The 20,821-nt window shown below is 48.0% G+C and carries 19 protein-coding genes; 12 read left to right on the forward strand and 7 right to left on the reverse strand.

Annotated features, from left to right (window positions below):
* Positions 1 to 143: 143 nt before the first annotated feature.
* Positions 144 to 455, reverse strand: a complete 312-nt coding sequence (locus tag MJ769_RS01770; protein WP_305854676.1) for a diacylglycerol kinase — start codon at positions 453 to 455, stop codon at positions 144 to 146.
* 1,235 nt (positions 456 to 1,690) lie between these two features.
* Here MJ769_RS01770 and MJ769_RS01775 point away from each other — a divergent pair.
* The 4 genes from MJ769_RS01775 to ispH all read left to right on the forward strand — a co-directional run bounded on the left by MJ769_RS01775 (position 1,691) and on the right by ispH (position 7,015).
* Positions 1,691 to 2,617 (forward strand): bifunctional riboflavin kinase/FAD synthetase, encoded by a 927-nt coding sequence (locus tag MJ769_RS01775; RefSeq protein ID WP_239234135.1) that lies wholly within the window; start codon positions 1,691 to 1,693, stop codon positions 2,615 to 2,617.
* Positions 2,610 to 5,420, forward strand: a complete 2,811-nt coding sequence (gene ileS, locus MJ769_RS01780; RefSeq protein ID WP_239234136.1) for an isoleucine--tRNA ligase — start codon at positions 2,610 to 2,612, stop codon at positions 5,418 to 5,420. Before MJ769_RS01775 ends, ileS begins: the two co-directional genes overlap by 8 nt.
* 27 nt (positions 5,421 to 5,447) lie before the next feature.
* A complete protein-coding gene (gene lspA, locus MJ769_RS01785; protein ID WP_239234137.1) occupies positions 5,448 to 5,930 on the forward strand; it encodes a signal peptidase II in 483 nt (160 codons plus the stop codon).
* 164 nt (positions 5,931 to 6,094) lie between these two features.
* Positions 6,095 to 7,015: a 4-hydroxy-3-methylbut-2-enyl diphosphate reductase gene (gene ispH / locus MJ769_RS01790; protein WP_239234138.1), complete on the forward strand. Its 921-nt coding sequence runs from the start codon at positions 6,095 to 6,097 to the stop codon at positions 7,013 to 7,015.
* Between the two features lie 72 nt (positions 7,016 to 7,087).
* On the opposite strand, the gene prmB is transcribed toward ispH, so the two are convergent.
* From prmB to dapC, 6 genes are all read right to left on the reverse strand, one after another.
* On the reverse strand, positions 7,088 to 8,014 hold the full coding sequence (gene prmB / locus MJ769_RS01795; RefSeq protein ID WP_239234139.1) for a 50S ribosomal protein L3 N(5)-glutamine methyltransferase: 927 nt from the start codon (positions 8,012 to 8,014) through the stop codon (positions 7,088 to 7,090).
* Positions 8,011 to 9,144, reverse strand: coding sequence for a succinyl-diaminopimelate desuccinylase (gene dapE, locus MJ769_RS01800; RefSeq protein ID WP_239234140.1), 1,134 nt, complete (start codon positions 9,142 to 9,144; stop codon positions 8,011 to 8,013). The genes prmB and dapE overlap by 4 nt, the downstream gene beginning before the upstream one ends.
* Before the next feature lie 7 nt (positions 9,145 to 9,151).
* Positions 9,152 to 9,508 carry an ArsC family reductase gene (locus tag MJ769_RS01805; RefSeq protein ID WP_239234141.1) on the reverse strand — a complete coding sequence of 119 codons (357 nt, stop codon included), beginning with the start codon at positions 9,506 to 9,508 and terminating at the stop codon, positions 9,152 to 9,154.
* A gap of 74 nt (positions 9,509 to 9,582) precedes the next feature.
* On the reverse strand, positions 9,583 to 10,638 hold the full coding sequence (locus tag MJ769_RS01810) for a PilT/PilU family type 4a pilus ATPase (RefSeq protein ID WP_239234142.1): 1,056 nt from the start codon (positions 10,636 to 10,638) through the stop codon (positions 9,583 to 9,585).
* A gap of 25 nt (positions 10,639 to 10,663) precedes the next feature.
* A complete protein-coding gene (gene dapD / locus MJ769_RS01815; protein WP_239234143.1) occupies positions 10,664 to 11,485 on the reverse strand; it encodes a 2,3,4,5-tetrahydropyridine-2,6-dicarboxylate N-succinyltransferase in 822 nt (273 codons plus the stop codon).
* A 7-nt stretch (positions 11,486 to 11,492) separates the two neighbouring features.
* Positions 11,493 to 12,683, reverse strand: a complete 1,191-nt coding sequence (gene dapC, locus MJ769_RS01820; protein WP_239234144.1) for a succinyldiaminopimelate transaminase — start codon at positions 12,681 to 12,683, stop codon at positions 11,493 to 11,495.
* A 159-nt stretch (positions 12,684 to 12,842) separates the two neighbouring features.
* Between dapC and MJ769_RS01825 the strand changes: the two genes are divergently transcribed.
* The 8 genes from MJ769_RS01825 to MJ769_RS01860 all read left to right on the forward strand — a co-directional run bounded on the left by MJ769_RS01825 (position 12,843) and on the right by MJ769_RS01860 (position 20,743).
* Positions 12,843 to 14,366 (forward strand): hypothetical protein, encoded by a 1,524-nt coding sequence (locus tag MJ769_RS01825; protein ID WP_239234145.1) that lies wholly within the window; start codon positions 12,843 to 12,845, stop codon positions 14,364 to 14,366.
* A gap of 276 nt (positions 14,367 to 14,642) precedes the next feature.
* Entirely contained in the window at positions 14,643 to 15,527 is an 885-nt protein-coding gene (locus tag MJ769_RS01830) for a DMT family transporter (protein WP_239234146.1), read from the forward strand.
* Between the two features lie 18 nt (positions 15,528 to 15,545).
* Positions 15,546 to 16,154 carry a dTMP kinase gene (gene tmk, locus MJ769_RS01835; RefSeq protein ID WP_239234147.1) on the forward strand — a complete coding sequence of 203 codons (609 nt, stop codon included), beginning with the start codon at positions 15,546 to 15,548 and terminating at the stop codon, positions 16,152 to 16,154.
* A gap of 183 nt (positions 16,155 to 16,337) precedes the next feature.
* Positions 16,338 to 16,775 carry a copper chaperone PCu(A)C gene (locus tag MJ769_RS01840; protein WP_239234148.1) on the forward strand — a complete coding sequence of 146 codons (438 nt, stop codon included), beginning with the start codon at positions 16,338 to 16,340 and terminating at the stop codon, positions 16,773 to 16,775.
* A gap of 156 nt (positions 16,776 to 16,931) precedes the next feature.
* The gene (argB, locus tag MJ769_RS01845) at positions 16,932 to 17,816 is read left to right on the forward strand and encodes an acetylglutamate kinase (protein ID WP_239234149.1); all 885 of its coding nucleotides are present in this window, start codon (positions 16,932 to 16,934) and stop codon (positions 17,814 to 17,816) included.
* Complete coding sequence (locus MJ769_RS01850) at positions 17,813 to 18,454, forward strand: pyrimidine 5'-nucleotidase (RefSeq protein WP_239234150.1); 642 nt, start codon at positions 17,813 to 17,815, stop codon at positions 18,452 to 18,454. Before argB ends, MJ769_RS01850 begins: the two co-directional genes overlap by 4 nt.
* Positions 18,455 to 18,652: 198 nt before the next feature.
* Complete coding sequence (locus MJ769_RS01855) at positions 18,653 to 19,768, forward strand: 3-deoxy-7-phosphoheptulonate synthase (protein ID WP_239234151.1); 1,116 nt, start codon at positions 18,653 to 18,655, stop codon at positions 19,766 to 19,768.
* Positions 19,769 to 19,831: 63 nt separating this feature from the next.
* On the forward strand, positions 19,832 to 20,743 hold the full coding sequence (locus MJ769_RS01860; protein ID WP_239234152.1) for a cobalamin-binding protein: 912 nt from the start codon (positions 19,832 to 19,834) through the stop codon (positions 20,741 to 20,743).
* Positions 20,744 to 20,821: the final 78 nt, after the last annotated feature.

Consider the following 20,821-nt stretch of genomic DNA (forward strand, 5'->3'; position numbering starts at 1 on the left):
TCATTCGTGCCAACAGTCGATTAAGTTCCAAACAGAATGGCGCACTACACTAGATGTTTTAGTTAATCATACCTTCCACCAGAGTATTGTCTTTGCGCAATAAGCGCATGGTCAAAGCACGAATCGTCCAAGCATATATATTTTTACCTCAGAGACCAGAGAATCATGGCCCACGTCAGAATGGCGTTCGTCAGTGCCAACAAAACGGCAGTGCCACCCATGTCTTTTGCTTTTTTGGCCAACGGATGAATCTCCAAAGATATTCGATCCACGGTAGCTTCAATGCTCGAGTTGATCATTTCCATTATCAGCACCAGCATGATGCTAGCTACCAGCAGTACCCGTTGAGTCATATCAACTGGCATCATGATGGCCACCGGCACAAGAACGATGGTGAGAATAACTTCTTGGCGAAAAGCGGCCTCTTCTTTCCAAGCAACTAATAGTCCAGACAAAGAGCAGCCTAGGGTCTTCACTAACCGCCGTGGACCAGTAAATTTGTGGGGGTTCACATTTGTCATGTTATGGATTTCATGATGAGGATTCAATTTCGAAGTAAAGCACTGAATGGTGGTTTAGTCTAATGCATCGTTCTTCAGACGAATCCTGACAAGTTTCATTGCTTCACGTTTATTGCAAGATGCCATCAATTTTTTGATCTGATTAAACGTTAGGTCAGACCACCATGGCACTCGGTTAAGCAAAAATAATCAAAACCATCAGGGTAGAAATTGCGCTTTCCTCCAACCATTTCGGCGACACCACTTCGCCGTGGAAATAGAACACGCTTCTTGCAGGTTGAGCCGGACAGCCCATCAACGGTGCGTACGTACTTACCACCATAATTTACGTGTTTTCTGTTTAACCGAGTGCCATTCAGGTCAGACCATATTCATTTGATTTTCTGATTATACGTCATAGCGGGCACCTCTATTCCGTTGTGGCTTGGTTCAATGCATTTCAGAGTCTAAAGTGAACAAATTGAGATCGAATTTAAGGAGTGGGTTGATCATTTCAAGGATGGTGATTATTACGAACGAATAAATAATGAAAATAATGGGTTAAGTTGTTTTATTAATTATAAATTTACAACTTTTTAGCTTCAAACTTCAATTCGATATCGTTGTATCTTATATACACTGATCTAGCGACTTGTTCCGTTACTATATTGCTGCATCGCTTGATGGAAGAGCAAACCAAGTTGCAGAACTGGTGCTAAGATATGGAAACCGAGAAAATGACGCAATTAGCCGTTGAAATGTTCTGGATAGCAACTTGCCAGGAAGCTATTACCGCGTGCTGTTCTGGGAGAGATGTGACAACGTGTTTATCTGATTCTTGATTATGCAAGCCATTTCCTGCCATGGGTAGGAAGAGGGTGGTTTAAGTTTATTTGTGAATCAGAGAGAGCTTACTGGGTGAAATTTGAAATGGCAGTATAAAGAGTATCTCCGATTGCTACATCATGGCCTGTTTGTACCTGCCAATTCTAGATATTTGACAGCATTCTCCCAAGCAGTACTTCACTATAAATATTTAATGGGCTTTTCCATCCATGAAATTTATGTCCAGAACATTAGGGATACAATTTGAGTAACGCAGGTATCGCAGCAGAATATATTCCATGCCTTGCTCTCATTTTTTTCTCACACGGTATAATCGCACTCTTTTTACTGGCGATCTAGCCTGAATGTTGATCTTTCGCGGACTTTACTCAACAGGAAAAACGCCAGTTGCACTAACTATCGGCAATTTTGATGGCGTACACTTGGGTCATCAGGCGTTACTCAAGCAATTAAGGATGGCAGCTCAGCAGCTCGGGCTGCCGACTGCTGTGCTGGTTTTCGAGCCGCATCCGCGTGAATTTTTTACACCGCAGGAAGCGCCTGTGCGGCTGACCAGCATGCGTGAAAAGCTTGAATTTTTCACGACACTCGATGTGGATCGCGTATATGTATGCCGCTTCAACAGCAGTTTTGCACAGATGAGCGCAGTGAATTTTATTCATGTTTTATATGAGAGCTTGGCGGCGAAATTTGTGCTGATTGGCGATGATTTTCGTTTTGGTAACCGACGCAGCGGCGATATTGCGTTGATGGAAAAGATAGGCGGTCAGCAAGGTTTAAAAGTAGAGGTCATGCACAGGGTGTCGCACAATGACGTACGCATATCCAGCACGGCGGTGCGCGCTGCATTGAGTAAAGGTGATCTGCGCACTGCACAGCGTTATTTGGGGCGACCTTATAGTATCAGCGGGCGAGTGGTTCACGGCGACGGTTTAGGCAAGCAACTGGGGTTCCCGACCGCAAATATCCAGTTGAAGCACAATCGGCCACCACTTACCGGTATTTTTGTCGTAAGGGTACAGGGGGACGGTATGTCACCAATGCAGGGCGTAGCGAGCTTGGGTGTACGTCCTACGGTGAAAAAAAATGGCAAGCCAATACTGGAAGTGCATCTGTTCGATTTTTCGGACGAAATTTATAACAAACATTTACGCGTGGATTTCCTGCACAAACTGCGCGATGAAGTGAAGTATCTTGATTTGCAAAGTTTGACGCAGCAGATTGAGCTCGATGTAAGTAATGCAAAGCAATGGTTTATACAATATGACTGATTATAAAAACACTCTCAATCTTCCCGACACGCCTTTCCCCATGCGCGGCAATTTGGCCCAGCGTGAACCGCAGATGCTCGCCCAATGGCAGGCACAGCAACGCTATGAAAAAATACGCGCTACTAGCTTGGGACGCCCAAAGTTCATCCTGCATGATGGCCCGCCTTACGCTAATGGTGACATCCACATTGGCCATGCGGTAAACAAAGTGCTCAAGGATATTATAGTCAAAAGCAAGATTTTATCCGGTTTCGATGCGCCATATGTGCCCGGCTGGGATTGCCATGGTTTGCCGATTGAATTGCAGGTGGAAAAAAAACATGGCAAGGAGATACCGCCCGATCGTTTTCGTGAGCTGTGCCGCGAATATGCCACCGAGCAAATCGAGAAACAGAAAAAGGATTTTATTCGTCTAGGCGTGCTGGGTGATTGGGATAATCCCTATCTCACCATGAACCACCAAACCGAGGCGGATATAATCCGCGCTTTGGGAAAAATATTCGAGCGAGGCCATCTTTATCAGGGGCGCAAGCCTGTGAACTGGTGCCTGGATTGTCAGTCAGCGCTGGCCGAAGCTGAAGTCGAACATGAGGACAAAACATCTTCCGCGATTGATGTGGGTTTTGAAGTAATGAGTTTCGATTTTTTGTCTAAAGCTTTTGGCGTGTCTTTGCCGAGTAATGAAAAATCTTATGCAGTCATTTGGACTACTACGCCATGGACATTGCCCGCTAATCAGGCAGTAAGCGTCCATCCTGATTTTGACTATGTGCTGGTACGAACACCACGCGGATTGCTGATATTGGCTGCTGATTTGAAACAAGCATGCCTGGATCGCTATGAATTGACAGGTGAAATACTCGCTACTTGCAAGGGCGTTGCACTGAATGGGTTGCCATTACATCACCCATTCGATGAACGTGGGGTAAAAATTATTTGTGGAGACCATGTAACCCTGGAAGCGGGTACTGGCTTGGTACATACTGCTCCGGCACATGGCTTGGACGACTATTTTGTTGGTCAAAAATACGGGCTGCCTAATGATAGCCCGGTGGGCGACGATGGCAAGTTCCTCGCAAATACGACACTGGTCGGCGGTTTGTTCGTATGGAAAGCGAATGATGTGGTGGTCTCCACACTTCAGGCTAGCGGACATCTGATGCACCTGGAAAAAATACAACATAGTTATCCGCACTGCTGGCGACACAAGACCCCGATTATTTTTCGTTCCACACCGCAGTGGTTTATCGGCATGGAACAATTTCACCCTACATACTCCATTCTGAAGCCGGGAGAGGGAGCAAACTTGCGTGATCTCGCCAATAATGCGGTTGAAACCACCCAGTTCTATCCGGCATGGGGCAAGGCGCGACTGAAAGCGATGATTGCAAACCGCCCGGACTGGTGTGTGTCGCGCCAGCGAAATTGGGGCGTGCCGATGCCGTTCTTCGTCCACAATGAAACCACGCAGTTACACCCGCGCACGCTTGAGTTGATCGAGCAGGTCGCGCAGCGCGTCGAGCAGCAAGGTATTGAAGCGTGGTTTTCGTTGGACGCCAAAGAGTTGTTGGGTGAAGAAGCAACACAATACCGTAAACTTTCCGACACACTGGATGTGTGGTTCGATTCTGGTACCACGCATGCGTCGGTGTTGCACCGACGCAAAGATTTAGCATTCCCTGCAGATTTATATCTGGAGGGATCGGATCAACATCGCGGCTGGTTTCAGTCCTCGTTACTTACCTCTTGCGCCTTGAATGACCGTGCACCTTACAACGCGCTGCTTACCCATGGTTTCGTGGTGGATGGCCATGGGCATAAGATGAGCAAATCCAAGGGCAATGTTATCGCACCGCAGAAAATTTTTGATACGCTGGGTGCAGACATTTTGCGCCTGTGGGCTGCGTCAACTGACTATTCCGGCGAGATGACTATTTCCGATGAGATTCTCAAGCGTGTGGTGGAAAGCTATCGCCGTATCCGAAATACATTACGTTTTTTGCTTGCGAACACTGCCGATTTTGATATCCAGCGAGACGCCTTGCCAGTGGATGAGTGGATGGAGATTGACCGTTATGCACTGGCGCTGGTAAGCCGGTTGCAGTTAGAGATTAAAGCAGATTATGAGCGCTACGAGTTTCATCTGGTCGTACAGAAATTACAGACTTTTTGTTCCGAGCAGCTGGGTGGATTCTATCTGGATATCCTCAAAGATCGTCTTTACACCACGGCGCAAAATTCGTACGCACGACGTTCTGCACAGAATGCACTGCACTATATTAGCCATAGTCTGGTGAGATTAATGGCACCGATACTCAGCTTTACCGCAGAAGAAGCGTGGGAGACTTTGAGTGGTCAGCAGGACGTGAGCGTGTTTCAGCAGGAATGGCTTTCCCTACCAGATTTGCCGAAAACAGACGATCAAAGTCTAGTTAAAAATTGGACGATAATCTGTAACTGGCGTGCCAAAATAAATAAGTATATCGAAGAAGTGCGCGCTGCTGGGCTAATTGGTCAAGCGCTGGCCGCTGAGGTGGAAATTTACGCAGCGGATGAAAACTTCGATGTACTTGACCGTCTTGGTGATGACCTGCGTTTTGTGCTGATAACTTCGCGTGTCACCATGCATCGCGTCGCATCTGAAGCGGAAGAGCGCATTGAAGTAATGCCGAGTCAGAATATCAAGTGCGAACGTTGCTGGCATTACCGCGGCGATGTAGGCAGCGATCCTCAAAATGCTACGCTGTGTGGACGCTGCGTCAGTAATTTATTGGGTGACGGCGAGGTGCGGAAGTATGCTTAATGCTGCTCTATCTCTGACGAGGAATGAATGACGAAGCCAGTTGGGGGCGTTAGGTTGATACACTGGTTAAGCTTGGCAACGATAATAATCATCCTCGATCAGATCACCAAGCTGTGGATAAGCCAGAGTTTTATCTATGGCGAGAGCGTGGCGGTGACAGATTTTTTTAACTTGGTGTTAGTGCACAATAGTGGTGCAGCGTTCAGTTTTCTAAGTAATGCTGGAGGCTGGCAACGTTGGTTATTCAGTCTCATTGCCGTGACTGCATCGGTATGGATAATATGGCTGCTGCACAAACATAAGCAGGAGAAGCTGTTCTGCTTTGCTCTGACTTTGATTCTCGGGGGTGCATTGGGTAACCTGGTAGACCGCGTTGCTTACGGCTATGTGGTGGACTTCCTGGATTTTTACTGGAACACTTATCATTTTCCAGCATTTAACGTTGCAGACTCAGCAGTTACCTGTGGCGCAGGGTTGATGCTGTGGGAAAGTTTTACAAAAAAGTCTTAGAAGACGTTTGCCTTCGTGGGAATAGCAAATCAGGGTGATGCCAAAAATCCAGAGCTCTCCAAATGCAAGTTGTGGAAAAAATTTCATAGTGCTGCAAAAAATTTTGATAGACAAGCTATACATCAGAATTGCTAGAGATATTTATTACTTATTGAAAAGATAGAATGGAACTATTACTCGCAAATCCCCGTGGTTTCTGTGCTGGTGTTGATCGCGCCATCGAAATGGTCGAACGTGCACTGGCTCTTCATGGTGCTCCAATCTATGTGCGCCACGAAGTGGTACACAACGAGTTTGTGGTTGCTAACTTGCGAAAAAAAGGCGCAGTGTTCATTGATAATTTAGCCGATGTGCCAGCGGGCAGTATCCTCATTTTCAGTGCACATGGCGTATCGCAAGCTGTGCGAAGCGAAGCGAAGGCACGCGGGTTTACGGTGTTTGATGCAACGTGCCCGCTGGTAACCAAGGTGCATAGCGAAGTTGCGCGTCTGCGCGAGCGGGGCAAGGAAATTATAATGATAGGACATGCTGGGCATCCAGAAGTGGAAGGCACAATGGGGCAGGGTGACGGTAGCATGTATCTGGTGGAGTCACCTGCAGACGCGCAGCTGTTAGTGGTGAAGGATCCAAGTAACATCGCCTTTGTCACCCAGACTACCTTGTCCATGGATGATACCGCCTCTATCATCGAAGTGCTCAAGGCACGTTTTCCGGGCATTACCGGCCCCAGCAAAAACGACATTTGCTACGCTACGCAGAACCGACAGGATGCAGTCAAGCATCTGACTAGCCAATGCGACGTAGTAATCGTGGTCGGTTCGCCCAGTAGCTCTAATTCAAACCGCTTGCGCGAGGTTGCACACAACATGAATGTTCCTGCCTACCTGGTTGATAATGCAAGTGAATTGAAATATGAATGGCTGTCTGGAAAGTTGCATATCGGCATATCTGCCGGCGCTTCCGCCCCGGAAGTATTGGTGCAGGACGTGATTAGACGGTTACAAGAATTGGGTGCCGTAAATGTACGTGAATTGGATGGTATTAGCGAAAATGTTGTATTCCCAATTCCAAAAGGGCTTGCCTGAAGGTACCTTTAACAATCCAGTTTTGCGAACAGCCGCTTTGCAAAATTAGATTTGTAGACGCGCCCTGTAATGTCAGATTAATTTGAGGTTGCTACGAATTAAATCTTCGCGACGCAGCATAAATACAAACTCGTCACCTGCTGCCACCTCCAGCCAGATGAACGGAAGATTGGGGTATGTGGCTTCAAGTGTGGGACGATTATGGCCGATCTCGACCACCAGCAATCCATTGGGATTGAGGTGGTCGGCCGCATGTTCCAATATTTCGCGTGTGGCATCAAGCCCATCTGCACCACTGCCCAACGCGAGTTGCGGTTCATGCCGGTATTCTGACGGTAGCGTGGCCATAGATGGCGCATCTACATAGGGTGGGTTGCTGATGATAACGTCGTATTGCTTGCCTTTCAGATTGGTAAACATATCTGATTCTATAATTTGGATTCGGTCTTCCATGCCATAGTCAGCAATATTGCGCTTAGCTACTTCCAATGCGGCTGGAGAAATATCGACTGAATCCACTGCAGCGTCAGGAAAGGCGTGCGCAGCCAAAATGGCGAGACAGCCACTACCAGTGCATAGATCCAGGACGTTGGTCACGATCTTCGTATCAGCTATCCAAGACGCAAATTGCTCCTGTATCAGCTCTGCGATAAAAGAACGTGGCACGATGACGCGCTTGTCTACATAGAATCGAAAATCCCCTAGCCATGCTTCTTGCGTCAGGTAGGCGACAGGAATTCGTTTGTCTACGCGCTGCTTGAGCAATGCGAGTAATGCATTTTTTTCGTCTGAAATTAGTCGCGCATCCAGAAATGGATCCAGCGTGTCCAATGGCAGATGCAGCGTGTGTAGAATGAGGTAGGCTGCTTCATCATATGCGCTGGCCGAGCCATGCCCGAAGCTGAGCTTTGCTTCGTTGAATGCACTGACCGTAAAGCGCAGCCAGTCACGCACAGTGTGAAGTTCGTTAGTGGAGTCAAAATGATGCAGGACACTCATATTTTATTAACCAGCAGATTGACCAATGTGCGGCAGTATATTTTAGATAATACATCCAAGTCGGTCACGGATACGCATTCATTGAGTTTATGTATGGTTGCATTAATCGGACCGAATTCAATCACTTGCGGGCAGATATCGGCTATGAAACGCCCATCTGAGGTGCCGCCACTGGTGGAAAGTTCGGTTTCAATACCCGTTACTTCTTTGATAGCAGCGCCCACTGCATCTACCAGATCACCGCGTGGTGTGAGATAGGGCTTGCCGGACAGTGACCAATCTAAATCATAACTCAATTCATGTTTATCTAGAATGGCGTGAGTCTTGGCTTTCAGTTCGTCCACTGTACTCGCTGTTGAAAAACGAAAATTGAAATCGATTTCTACTGTGCCGGGAATGACGTTGGTTGCACCCGTGCCACTGTGCATGTTGGAAATTTGCCAAGTCGTAGCCGGGAAGTATGTGTTTCCGTTATCCCATACCATTGCAGCCAGCTCGGCGATGGCTGGAGCAGCGAGATGGATGGGATTTCTGGCTAGGTGAGGGTAAGCGATGTGGCCTTGCACGCCTTTTACGATAAGTTTGCCCGAAAGCGAACCGCGTCGCCCGTTTTTGATTGTGTCGCCGGTTTTGGTAGATGAAGTTGGTTCGCCCACGATACAGTAATCCATTTTTTCGTCGCGAATTTGCAATGCTTCTACTACGCGCACTGTGCCATTTACAGCTATGCCTTCCTCATCGGAAGTCAGCAATAAGGCTATTGAACCGGCATGGTCGGGATGTGCAGTCACAAATGCTTCGATGGAGGTGACGAAGGCAGCCAGGGAACCTTTCATGTCGGCCGCGCCGCGCCCATATAACATTCCGTCGCGTATGGTCGGAGTAAATGGGTCGCTGTGCCACTGGTCCAGTGGGCCGGTCGGCACGACATCGGTGTGGCCGGCAAAACACACCAATGGGCCGCTGCTGCCGCGCCGCGCCCACAGATTGTCCACATTGTCGTAGCGTAATGTTTCCAGTTTGAATCCAAGCGGTTCGAGGCGCGCGCCGATGAGCGTCAAGCAGCCTTCATCCAACGGTGTGAGTGAAGGGCGGGTGATAAGTTGTTTGGCAAGTTCAAGGGTGGGCATAGATAGATTAAGACTTGAAATTAAAAATTTTTTCGTAGCTGACGTCGTCGAAGCCGATATGCAGCAGTTTGCCATCCTGTTCCAATAGCGGGCGTTTAATGACGCTTGTTTTTTCCAGTAGCAGGGGTAATGCGCTATTGTTGTCCTGGATGACTTGTTTTTGTTCTGCCGACAAACCGCGCCACGTCAGACCATTACGGTTGATTAGACTTTCCCATCCTATCTGTTGCAACCAGCTCTGCGCCAGTTCCGGCTCAAGGCCATGTTTTTTAAAATCGTGAAATTGATACTCGGCACAATGCTGTTCCAGCCATACGCGAGCTTTTTTGACAGTGTTGCAATTTGCAATGCCGTATAATTTCATCTTATTGAATTAATTAATATTTTATATTTGTCAGTGTGGCGATGCCGGAGTTGCCTGCAATTTAGCGTGGTGAACTAAGAGTAATAGATCAAGGATGATAAATTACTGGCCGAGTCAGCGTTGCGCAAAGCATCTTCTTTGCTGATATCACCATCTTTGTACAGCTTGAATAATGCCTGTTCAAAGGTCTGTGAACCGGACGATATACTTTGATCGATAGCATCGCAAATTTTATCGATCTCATCATTTTTAATTAGCTCTGAGACAAGCGTAGTATTGAGTAAAATTTCCACAGCGGGCACCAACGTGCCATGTACGTTGGGTACCAAACGTTGAGAAATTACTGCCCGTAAGCTCATTGCCATGTCAGCGAGTACAGCTCGACGAGTATCATGTGGAAAGAGATTTACGATGCGGTTCAGTGCATGGTAGCTATTATTGGCGTGCAGCGTGGACAGGCATAAATGGCCGCTCTGGGCAAAAACCAGCGCATGTTTGAAAGTTTCGCGATCGCGAATTTCACCTATCATTAGCACATCAGGCGCCTCGCGCATAGCGCTTTCCAGGGCATTGCCATAGGAAAGCGTGTCGGTACCGATTTCACGTTGATTAACAATGGATTTATTATGTTTAAACAGGTACTCGACGGGGTCTTCAATGGTCAGGATATGGCCGGAGGTAATACTATTGCGATGCTCAATCATTGAAGCCATAGTGGTGGATTTGCCCGATCCAGTCGCACCCGCAACCAATATCAGGCCACGCTTTTCCATAATGAGCTGATTTAATACTGGTGGCAGATTCAGTTCCTCAATGTCGAGAATGTTGAACCGTATATAACGAATGACAATGGAAATGCTGCCTCGCTGGCGGAAAATATTGATCCGATAATTTCCAGTATCCAAGGCACGATAGGAAAAATTCATTTCCATGCTGGACTCGAAAGTTGCGATTTGCTCCGGTGTCATTATTTCATAGGCGATGCGCTCAATAGTTTCGCTATCAAGAGTCTCTGTATTCACTGGCATGACCACGCCATTAATTTTGATGTTGATAGGTGCACCCGCAGAGAAGAAAAGATCAGAGGCATGTTTGTCGGCAGCCAACTGTAAAAAAGGTGTAATGATCATAATCTTTCCTGGGGTGAATCTGGCTTTAAATCCCGCGTAGCAGCTCGTTAATACCGACTTTTGCCCGGGTCTTGGCATCCACCTTCTTTACGATCACGGCGCAATACAGGCTGTAGCTGCCATCCTTGGAGGGCAGGTTGCCGGAAACTACCACCGAGCCAGCCGGTACCCGGCCATAAGTTACTTCGCCAGTTTCACGATCAAAAATTTTGGTGCTTTGCCCGATGTATACACCCATCGAAATTACCGCACCTTCTTCCACAATGACGCCTTCGACAATTTCCGAGCGCGCACCGATGAAGCAGTTGTCTTCGATAATAGTCGGATTGGCCTGCACCGGTTCCAGAACACCGCCGATCCCGACTCCACCACTCAAGTGCACGTTCTTGCCGATCTGCGCACAAGAACCGACCGTCGCCCAGGTATCCACCATAGTGCCTTCATCCACATAAGCGCCAATGTTGACGTAAGAAGGCATCAGTACCACATTTTTGGCTATGAATGAGCCTCTGCGTGCTGAAGCTGGCGGCACTACGCGGAAGCCGCCGTCTCGAAAATCACGCGAGTTGTAGTCGGCAAACTTGGACGGCACCTTGTCATAATAATTGGTAAAACCGCCCTTGATGAAAGCATTGTCTTCAATGCGGAAAGACAACAATACTGCCTTTTTCAGCCATTGATGAGTCACCCACTGACCATCTATTTTTTCCGCCACTCTTAAAGTACCATGGTCGAGATGGCCTATAACGGTGTCCACCGCATCTTTCAATTTGGCATCAACGTTGCGTGGAGTAATTTCGGCACGGCGTTCAAAGGCGGGTTCGATAATCTGTTGCAGTTGTTCCATGATTTTCCTAGTCAAGTTTGCGGGTAAATTCGGCGATGCGATGCGCGGCTTCCAAAGTTTCGCTTAGCTCTGCCACCAAGGCGATACGAATAAAATTTTCGCCTGGATTGATGCCATGTGCGTCACGTGCCAGAAAACTGCCGGGCAGCACGGTGACATTATAGTCTCGATGCAGGTATTGCGAGAAGCGGGTGTCAGCTACAGGCACCCGCAGCCATAGGTAAAAACTGGCATCCGGCAGCACCACCGGCAGCACAGGTTTCAGGATGGATATCACCTGAGAAAACTTTTCCGTATACAGGCGGCGGTTTTCGGCGACATGTTCTTCATCCTGCCAGGCGATGGCGCTGGCCGCTTGTACTGCCGGGTTCATGGCGCAGCCGTGGTAAGTGCGATACAGCGTAAATTTCTCTATTATTTTTGCATCGCCTGCCACAAAACCAGAGCGCATACCGGGCACGTTAGAGCGCTTGGACAGACTGAAAAAAGATACCAGATTGCGGTAGTCGCTGCGCCCCAATTGGTGTGCTGCTTGCAACGCACCGAGCGGCGGCGTATCAAAATAGATTTCAGAGTAGCATTCGTCGGCAGCGATGATAAAACCGTAACGATCGGCCAGTTCAAATAATGTCTTCCATTCTGCAAGTTTCATTACTCGACCGGTCGGGTTGCCGGGTGAACATACATAAATTAGCTGCGTGCGTTGCCAAACATCCTGCGGTATTTGATCAAAATTCAACGCATAGTTATCTTCCGGCAAAGTGTTGAGGAAATAGGGCGTAGCACCTGCCAGCAAAGTGGCGCCTTCATATATTTGATAAAACGGATTAGGGCAAACCACGGTGGGGTTGTCGCACGTACGGTCAATCACCGCTTGGGCGAAAGCGAATAGTGCTTCACGACTGCCATTTACCGGCAGGACTTGTGATTTTGCATCCAGTGCTGGGAGGTTGTAGCGTTGCGTAAGCCAGTTGGCAATGCTGACACGCAGCGCGTCGCTACCTGCGGTTGTGGGATAATTTGAAAGTCCCGCCAGATTGGCACTTAATGCATCACAAATGAATCGCGGAGTGGCATGTTTGGGCTCCCCGATATGCAGCTTGATAGCCTGACAGGCCGGGTTGGGGACAACTGAGCGAAATAAATTGGCGAGCTTTTCGAATGGATACGGGCTTAGGCGATTAAGTTCAGGGTTCATTTTGTTATCTCTTCAAGTCCGCAATTGCTGAAAATTGATCGAAGATTTTAACAGATTTATCGTAAATGGACCCCAGACTAGCCGGATGCATGGAGCAAGGCGGTAGCTATTTTTAGTGTGATAAATAATTTGTAGAATGATATTAGGAGCCTGACGATCATGCAGAAATTCAAAATTAAATCACTGTCCCTTGCTTTGGTAGCAACAGTAAGTTCGGTTGGTATCGCGAATACGGTCAATGCTGCTGTACACCTAAGTGGGAACGGCCTCGGTCAGGTTCTGATTTTCCCCTATTACACTACACGTGCCGGCATGGACACCTATCTGTCTGTATTGAATACCACGGCTTCGTCTAAAGTCTTAAAAGTAAATTTTTATGAAGGCAAAAACAGCCGTGAAGTGATAACTTTTAACCTCCATCTATCTCCTTACGATATGTGGACGGCTGCAATTGTAAATACGGCAAATGGTGCGAAGCTTGTCACGGCCGATAAATCTTGCACTGCCCCTCGGATTCCTGCCGATGGTAAAGAATTCATGAACTTCACATTTTGGGGCTTTGCTCTTGAAGGTATAGGGATTATTGGCGGAGATGGCGAAACAGCCTCACTTGATCGTACCCGTGAAGGCTATTTTGAGATTATCGAAATGGGCACGGTCACAAACACCGCAATCAACACATCCATTACCCACGCTAGCGGCGTGCCTGCTAACTGCGCAGTAGTTCAGGCTGTAACCATGGATATGGGCCCAAACAGTGTATTGGAGGTGGGTGGTCAATCGGCTAAAGCAGACCCACCGACCGGTGGCCTAGCGGGTACAGCCTCCCTGATAAACGTTACAGGCGGAACCGATTATGGCTATGAACCTACCGTGCTTGAAGCGTTTGCTCCAAGTCAAGCTAAGAACATATGGTATGTGCCGGGCCATATTTACCCAGATCTGACATCCTCAGATCGCACCAGCATAGTAATTAGCGGTGGTTCCATTGTAACCAGCAATTGGAATAATGGTGAAGATGCTGTGAGTGCGTTGTTGATGCACGACAGTATCATAAACGAGTCAATTTTTGATCAGACTACCCTGTCTGGTACAGACTGGGTGATAACAATGCCGACAAAACGATACAAAGTTCCTGTCCATAACCCGGCATTGGCGGCGGATACCACTCAACTGTATAGTCCATTTACCCATAAATTTTGGACTGGTGGTGCGTGTGAACCTATTAATGATAATTACGCTTTCTTATTTCAATCCTTTTGGAACCGTGAAGGACAAGAGGTACATTATTTGTACGGTGTACCACCACCAGGACTCGCAACATTCCTATGCTGGGGGGCTAATGTTGTAACGTTCAACAGCAGCCACGTGCTCGGATCATTCAACGAAAGCAATATTTCAATTCCTTTTGAGAATGGCTGGTTGAAGATGACCTTTAAAACTTATGATGAATGTTGTAATAACTACCAGCCTTTAGGTCAAATGAATGGAAATGGTGTAGCTAGTCAATATATTTCCCAGTCTATAACAAGTGTTAATGGCGATACTTACATCGGCTTACCTACCATAGGCTTCATGGTGCAGAATTTTATCAATCAGAATGCAGCTCCTGGCGTTATGGCAACCTATGGCGGAAACTTTAATCACAAATATACGACTTCTATAACGCATGCACCATTCTGAACCACTACCTGCATCGAGCAGATGTTCATGCCATCAGCTATACCGCACTTCCGTCTGGTAATTTTTGTTTGATGGTTGAATTATTAACGCTGTTGGAGGCTCTATTTTCGCAGGATGTCACTTAATTTTCGAGCTGCTAGGTTGACAGGACGTGCTTGGAATAAATGATTGAAGTAGATTGGTGAGATTCTAAAAAAGGTAGGGCTGCAGACGATTGAGGTCAGGATTCGTGACTTTTGCTTCAGTTGAACAAGTACGATCATAAAGGCGTAATGAGTGGCATCAAAACAAAAAATTTTGTCGGTGATATGCCTTTTGAGTGGGGCAATGGTGTGGGGACTGATTTGGTACCCCTATCGCGCACTAAACAATATGGGGGTAGGCGGCGAATTATCTACGCTGCTCAGCTATGTTACGGCAATGGTATTAGGTCTGCTGTTTTTGGGGCCGATATGGCGCGAATTGCGAGTTGCCGGGTGGCTGAGTCTTGCATTGATGGCGAGTGCGGGCTGGACTAATGTAGGTTATGTGCTGGCGATGTTGGACGGCGAAGTCATGCGCGTTCTGCTGCTGTTTTATCTCGCGCCATTGTGGACGGTATTCTTTTCATACTGGCTACTCGGTGAAAAATTAAATTATTACGGCTACGCCATTATCGCGCTGTCATTGGGTGGTGCCTTCGTTATGCTGTGGGATACACAGCATGGTTTGCCGCTGCCGCAAAGCCAGGCGGAATGGATAGGTCTTTCAGCGGGGGTTAGTTTTGCTTTGATGAATGTAATAGTGCGTCGCGCGCAGCACTTGAGCGTGAATTTCAAAGCAGCCAGCATATGGTTAGGCACAATATTGTTTACCACCGTGTTGCTGTTGTACCAAGGCAATTTCATAGCGCAATTGCATAGCATCCCCCTCGATGCGTGGTGGCTGCTATTGCTGATTGGATTGGTGTTGTGTGCCATTAGTTTTGTTTTGCAATATGGACTGACTTATATGCCCGCCAATCAGGCTATTGTTCTGTTTCTATCCGAGCTGGTATTTGCTGCCGTATCCGCGTATTTCTTGGCTGAGGAGGAAATGGGACTGCGGGAAGTGATCGGTGCAGTGTTGATTGTTTCGGCCAGTTTGCTGTCTGGAAAATGCACACCACTTCATGAAAAATAATTTTTTTGGGAAATTTTAATGAATAAGGCGAAATTTATTACCTTTGAAGGGGTAGACGGAGCAGGTAAAAGCACCCATCTGGCATGGTTTGCCGATGCATTGCGCAAACGCGGCAAGGAAGTGCTGGTAACGCGTGAACCGGGTGGCACTCCCTTGGGAGAATGTCTGCGTGACATTCTTCTAAATCAACCCATGCATGCAGAAACGGAGGCTCTTTTAATGTTCGCCGCTCGCTTGGAACATATCGAGCAGGTTATCAAGCCAGCTTTGCAACGGGGAGTCTGGGTGGTGTCCGACCGTTTCAGCGATGCCAGTTTTGCCTATCAGGGTGGGGGCAGGGGGGTGAAGGTGGAAAAGTTGGAACAATTGGAATGCTGGGTACATGAAAATTTTCAGCCGGATTTGACATTATTGTTTGACGTACCGGTTGAGGTGGCACGCCAACGACTGTCGAAGAATACAACGCTGGATCGCTTCGAGCAGGAAAAAGATAGTTTTTTCGAGAAGGTGAGGCAAGCTTATCTGGATCGCTGCAAGAAGAATCCAGATCGCTTCGCTTTGATTAATGCTGCAAAAACACCAGAGGAAGTTAAAGAAGATTTAGAGAAAGAAATCCTATCGCTTTGATAAAAATGTATATTTATAATTTTTTTTATCTGGTTGTGTATGTACTTCAGGAGCCATCAATTGCTCCCCCATGCTTGATTCCAAGCATTGAGTACTATGGAGGCCAAATCACCTGGGTATGCTTGCCTATTTCCGCGTAGTTCATGTATCTTACTGCAGATACTTTAAATTAAGGAGACTCAAATGCGTTATGTGATTGCAATCATCATGCTGTTTTGTGCGGCACAAGCATGGGCAGGAAATGTGGTCGTAAGCAATGCCTCGGCACGCGCCACGGCACCAGGACAAGAAAGTGCCGCAATACAGTTCACCATCACCAGTAAGACAGAAGCACGGTTGGTGACGATTGTCAGTCCGGTTGCTGGCTCAGTCGAGATTCACAGCATGACACATGATGACGGCATGATGAAAATGCATGCCCTTGAATTCCTGCCACTACCGGCAGGCAAGAAGGTCAGTCTGGGCTCGAGCGGTATGCATGTGATGTTGCTTGACCTCAAGAAACCGCTTAAAGCCGGTGAGAATGTGCCACTCACCATCACTGTGGAGTTCGCCGATAAGCACGAGGAGAAAATTAGTGTGAATGCCGAAGTTAAGTCACTCACTAGAAGCCGACATTAGTCATGAGCATCATATTTATAGACTTACAATGATACGTCATTGAATCAGTGCAAACTGTGCGTGTAATGGGCGGCTAAGTGCCGCCCATTTGTTTGTGCTGCAATGATGGCGGACTTCTGAGTTAAAATGCTCGCCTGTTTAGCGAAGGAAAATGTCATGTCACTTACCCCTACCACTGCCGTCCAGAAAGCGCGTACGCTGTCTGAGGCGTTACCATACATTCAACGGTTTTTTGATAAAACTATCGTAATTAAATATGGCGGCAATGCCATGACCGATCCCAAGTTGCAGGAAAGTTTTGCGAGCGACGTGGTGTTGCTTAAACTGGTCGGTATGAATCCGGTCGTCGTTCATGGCGGTGGGCCGCAAATCAATGACCTGCTTCAGCGCGTTGGTAAGCAAGGAGAGTTCATCCAAGGCATGCGTGTCACAGATGAAGAAACCATGGATGTGGTTGAAATGGTGCTGGGCAAAGTAAACAAGGATATTGTTAACTTGATTAACCGGCATGGTGGCAAGGCAGTGGGGCTGACTGGGCAGGATTCCTCGTTTATCCGTGCAGACAAGTTGCTACTGGAAAGCCGCGACGAGCCGGGCAAAATGTTGGACATCGGCTTAGTGGGAGAAATCAGTTTAATTGATCCGTCGATTATAACTTTCCTTGATTCCGGCGATTTTATTCCGGTCATCGCACCGATCGCTGTGGGGGCGGATGGAGAGACATTGAACGTTAACGCCGACGTAGTGGCGGGCAAGTTGGCAGAAGTGCTGAAAGCAGAAAAACTGGTGCTATTAACTAACACGCCGGGCGTGCTGGATCGGAGCGGCAAGCTGCTCACCGGTTTGACTCCGAAACAGATCGACGAACTGGTAGCAGATGATACGCTGTACGGCGGCATGTTACCGAAGATCAGTTCAGCGCTGGATGCTGCGCGTGGAGGGGTGAAATCGGTACACATTATTGATGGTCGCGTAGAACATGCGCTGTTGTTGGAAATTCTGACTGACGAAGGTGTGGGTACGCTGATTAAAAGTATATGAGTCGTATCGTCTGGATTTTTGATCTGGATAACACATTACACAACGCTGTGCCGCATATTTTTCCGCATATCAACCGCAGTATGACCGCTTACCTGCAACAGCATCTGAAGCTGGATAAGCAGACGGCGAACGACTTGAGAATGCATTACTGGCAACGTTATGGCGCGACCTTAAGTGGCATGATGCGGCACCATGCCACCGATCCCGATCATTTTCTGTGGCATACACACCAGTTTCCACAGTTACCGCAGATGGTTTTGTATGAAGCACGCTTGCGCCATGTATTGAAAAGATTGCCGGGCAAGAAATTGGTGTTTTCCAACGCACCGCAGCACTATGCTCATGCCGTGCTGCAATTGTTGCGTATTAATGATTTATTCGACGATGTGTTCGCTATTGAGCATGCGCGTTACCAACCCAAGCCACAGTTAGCAGGTTTTATTCGGCTGTTGCGCAAGCATCATCTGAACCCGGCGCGTTGCGTAATGGTGGAAGACAGTGCAGACAACTTGCAGGCCGCAAAACGCTTGGGGATGCTCACTGTGTGGGTGAGTACCACGTCTCGGTTGCCACCTTTTGTGGATGTGAAGATTCGTGATGTGATGAAGTTGCCGCGCATTTTACCGCGGCTGATTTGAAGAAGAATGACATGGACACCATGCCGATCAGATGTGAATTGCAGATAATTCAAATTGCCGCAGAAATGTTGGAGCAGCCTGAGCAAATCGCAGTAGTATAGGCAAGAGTCACTTTACGCGAGATCCGATGGATAGTGATTGCAGCAATGAACCATCCTGCTCGCAAATGATTGCTTTCTAAATTACAGGAGTTTCATCATGATATTGATTCTTTCGTCCAATACCAACCAGAAAAGCGCAGAATATCAACAGCTAATCGAGTATCTCACCGGTTTGGTTGGTGTCCAGATGCGCGTTCATGTTGAGCGCGGTACAGAACAGATATTAACTGAAATTTACCTCATCGGTAACACCAAGCCACTAGACATTAAGGAGATGCAAAACTTGCCCTGTGTCGAACGTGTGGTGCGCGTGTCGGAGGAATTTCGTATCCTTGGGCAGCATAAAGACGACTCAAGACCAACGTATTTCGATTATAAAGGCGTCCGCTTTGGCCAGGACACGCTTAATGTGTTTGCCGGACTTTGTGCAGTGGATAACGCCGAACATGTCGAAATTATGTTAAAGGCATTACGCGATAATGGACAGGTTTGTACACGCATGGGTGCCTACAAACCGCGCACCAGTCCCTATGCTTTCCAAGGGCATGGCAAGAATTGTTTACCTTTCGTGTTTGATCTGGCGGGCAAATACGGCATAAAAGTGATTGCAATGGAAATTACGCATGAGTCGCACCTCAACGAAATCCGTGCCGCATTGCAGCAGACCGGCAATCCCACCGGTGTGATGTTACAAATTGGCACGCGCAATACTCAGAATTTCGAACTGCTGAAAATCGTTGGACGTCAACAGGAATTCCCGGTGCTGCTTAAACGTGGTTTTGGCATCACGCTGGACGAATCACTCAACGCTGCCGAATATCTGGCGTCTGAAGGTAATCGCAATGTAGTGTTCGGCTTGCGTGGTATGAAGACCAATATGGGCGATCCTCACCGCAATCTTGTGGACTTTGCGCATGTGCCGGTGGTAAAGCGTCTGACCCGGATGCCTGTATGCATTGACCCATCTCATTCAGTCGGCACGCGCAGTGCCGCGCCCGATGGCATTCTCGATTTGATGCACATCACCGCGCAGGGGGTGATGGCTGGTGCCAATATGGTGCTGGTGGATTTCCATCCCGTTCCCTTAAAAGCACTGGTGGATGGGCCACAGGCATTATTGCTGAAAGAATTGCCACACTTTCTTGAGGATGTTCAAATTGCGCGCGACGCGTATCTGAAGCGTGTGGCATTGGCGCAACGTTTTGCGCAGTAAACGGAGGCCATCTATTTCAGCTAGGTTTGCTCCCTTCGCTTCATTACTTATCGCTTGCTGGAGATGAGTGCAAGAAGCGAGGCTGGAAGTAATTTTGTCACTGTAAAGTATGCTATTTTTTTCTGCCTGCTGCTCTTCTGTGCAATTTCGCAGGCTACCACGCCATTTTCGGTCACCGATGCCAGTGGTGCGCAAGTAGTATTTGCCACATCACCACAGCGCATCATATCTTTAGCGCCTAATCTTACCGAACTGGCTTATGCCGCAGGTATGGGCCGTCAAATGGTGGCGGTTACGGCATACAGCAACTATCCACAGCAAGCCAAACAACTGCCGCAAGTTGGCGATGCATTTCGCCTCGACTGGGAGCGTTTGGTCGCGTTAAAACCTGATCTGGTGCTTGCATGGGGTAGCGGCCTGTCATCGCGCGACCGCGCCACATTTGAAAAGCTGAAGTTGAGAGTGCTGGTGCTGGAACCGCGTCGTCTTGATGACATTCCCAGGGTATTGCGTTTGCTGGGACGTATCGCCGGTATGGAGGCAGTAGCTGAAGCTGCTGCGTACGACTTCGTGCAGCAGCTTGATACCTTGCGTCGGCAATATGCCGGACGCACTAAGGTGCGCGCCTATTTTCAAATTACCGTAACGCCGATGCTTACGGTGAACGATGCGCATATCATCAGTGACGTTCTGAATTTGTGTGGTGCACAGAACGTATTTGCCGCTGTGCCCTTGTTGACGCCTGCCATTTCGGACGAGGCACTGGTAAAAGAAAATCCACAGGTGATGCTGGCTGTCGCTGCCACGCGTGAACAGGAAGAAGAGACAAAAAAAATATGGCGCGGGTTGCCGTTGATTGCTGCCCGACAAGGTCAAATGGCTTTCATTCACCCCGACCTGATCAGCCGCTCCACGCCACGCATTCTGCTTGGTGCAAAGCGGATATGTGAACAGATAGAGTCAGCTCGGCACTAGTAGGTTTGAGCGTATTCGCTATGCAATGTGCCGCATGCTTTCAATTATTATTGGGCGAATTAAACTGAGTACCATTTT

Origin of the sequence: Candidatus Nitrotoga sp. BS, assembly GCF_927797785.1 — a bacterium.
Lineage (GTDB): Bacteria > Pseudomonadota > Gammaproteobacteria > Burkholderiales > Gallionellaceae > Nitrotoga.

Bases quoted from the DNA above. Each gene is read 5' to 3' on its own strand.
- lspA (WP_239234137.1), top strand. From the start codon at position 5,448: ATGACGAAGCCAGTTGGGGGCGTTAGGTTGATACACTGGTTAAGCTTG.
- MJ769_RS01850 (WP_239234150.1), top strand. From the start codon at position 17,813: ATGAGTCGTATCGTCTGGATTTTTGATCTGGATAACACATTACACAAC.
- MJ769_RS01855 (WP_239234151.1), top strand. From the start codon at position 18,653: ATGATATTGATTCTTTCGTCCAATACCAACCAGAAAAGCGCAGAATAT.
- dapE (WP_239234140.1), bottom strand. From the start codon at position 9,144: ATGCCCACCCTTGAACTTGCCAAACAACTTATCACCCGCCCTTCACTC.
- MJ769_RS01860 (WP_239234152.1), top strand. From the start codon at position 19,832: ATGAGTGCAAGAAGCGAGGCTGGAAGTAATTTTGTCACTGTAAAGTAT.
- MJ769_RS01840 (WP_239234148.1), top strand. From the start codon at position 16,338: ATGCGTTATGTGATTGCAATCATCATGCTGTTTTGTGCGGCACAAGCA.
- MJ769_RS01810 (WP_239234142.1), bottom strand. From the start codon at position 10,638: ATGATCATTACACCTTTTTTACAGTTGGCTGCCGACAAACATGCCTCT.
- MJ769_RS01825 (WP_239234145.1), top strand. From the start codon at position 12,843: ATGCAGAAATTCAAAATTAAATCACTGTCCCTTGCTTTGGTAGCAACA.
- MJ769_RS01775 (WP_239234135.1), top strand. From the start codon at position 1,691: ATGTTGATCTTTCGCGGACTTTACTCAACAGGAAAAACGCCAGTTGCA.
- ispH (WP_239234138.1), top strand. From the start codon at position 6,095: ATGGAACTATTACTCGCAAATCCCCGTGGTTTCTGTGCTGGTGTTGAT.
- ileS (WP_239234136.1), top strand. From the start codon at position 2,610: ATGACTGATTATAAAAACACTCTCAATCTTCCCGACACGCCTTTCCCC.
- tmk (WP_239234147.1), top strand. From the start codon at position 15,546: ATGAATAAGGCGAAATTTATTACCTTTGAAGGGGTAGACGGAGCAGGT.
- dapD (WP_239234143.1), bottom strand. From the start codon at position 11,485: ATGGAACAACTGCAACAGATTATCGAACCCGCCTTTGAACGCCGTGCC.
- MJ769_RS01805 (WP_239234141.1), bottom strand. From the start codon at position 9,508: ATGAAATTATACGGCATTGCAAATTGCAACACTGTCAAAAAAGCTCGC.
- dapC (WP_239234144.1), bottom strand. From the start codon at position 12,683: ATGAACCCTGAACTTAATCGCCTAAGCCCGTATCCATTCGAAAAGCTC.
- prmB (WP_239234139.1), bottom strand. From the start codon at position 8,014: ATGAGTGTCCTGCATCATTTTGACTCCACTAACGAACTTCACACTGTG.
- argB (WP_239234149.1), top strand. From the start codon at position 16,932: ATGTCACTTACCCCTACCACTGCCGTCCAGAAAGCGCGTACGCTGTCT.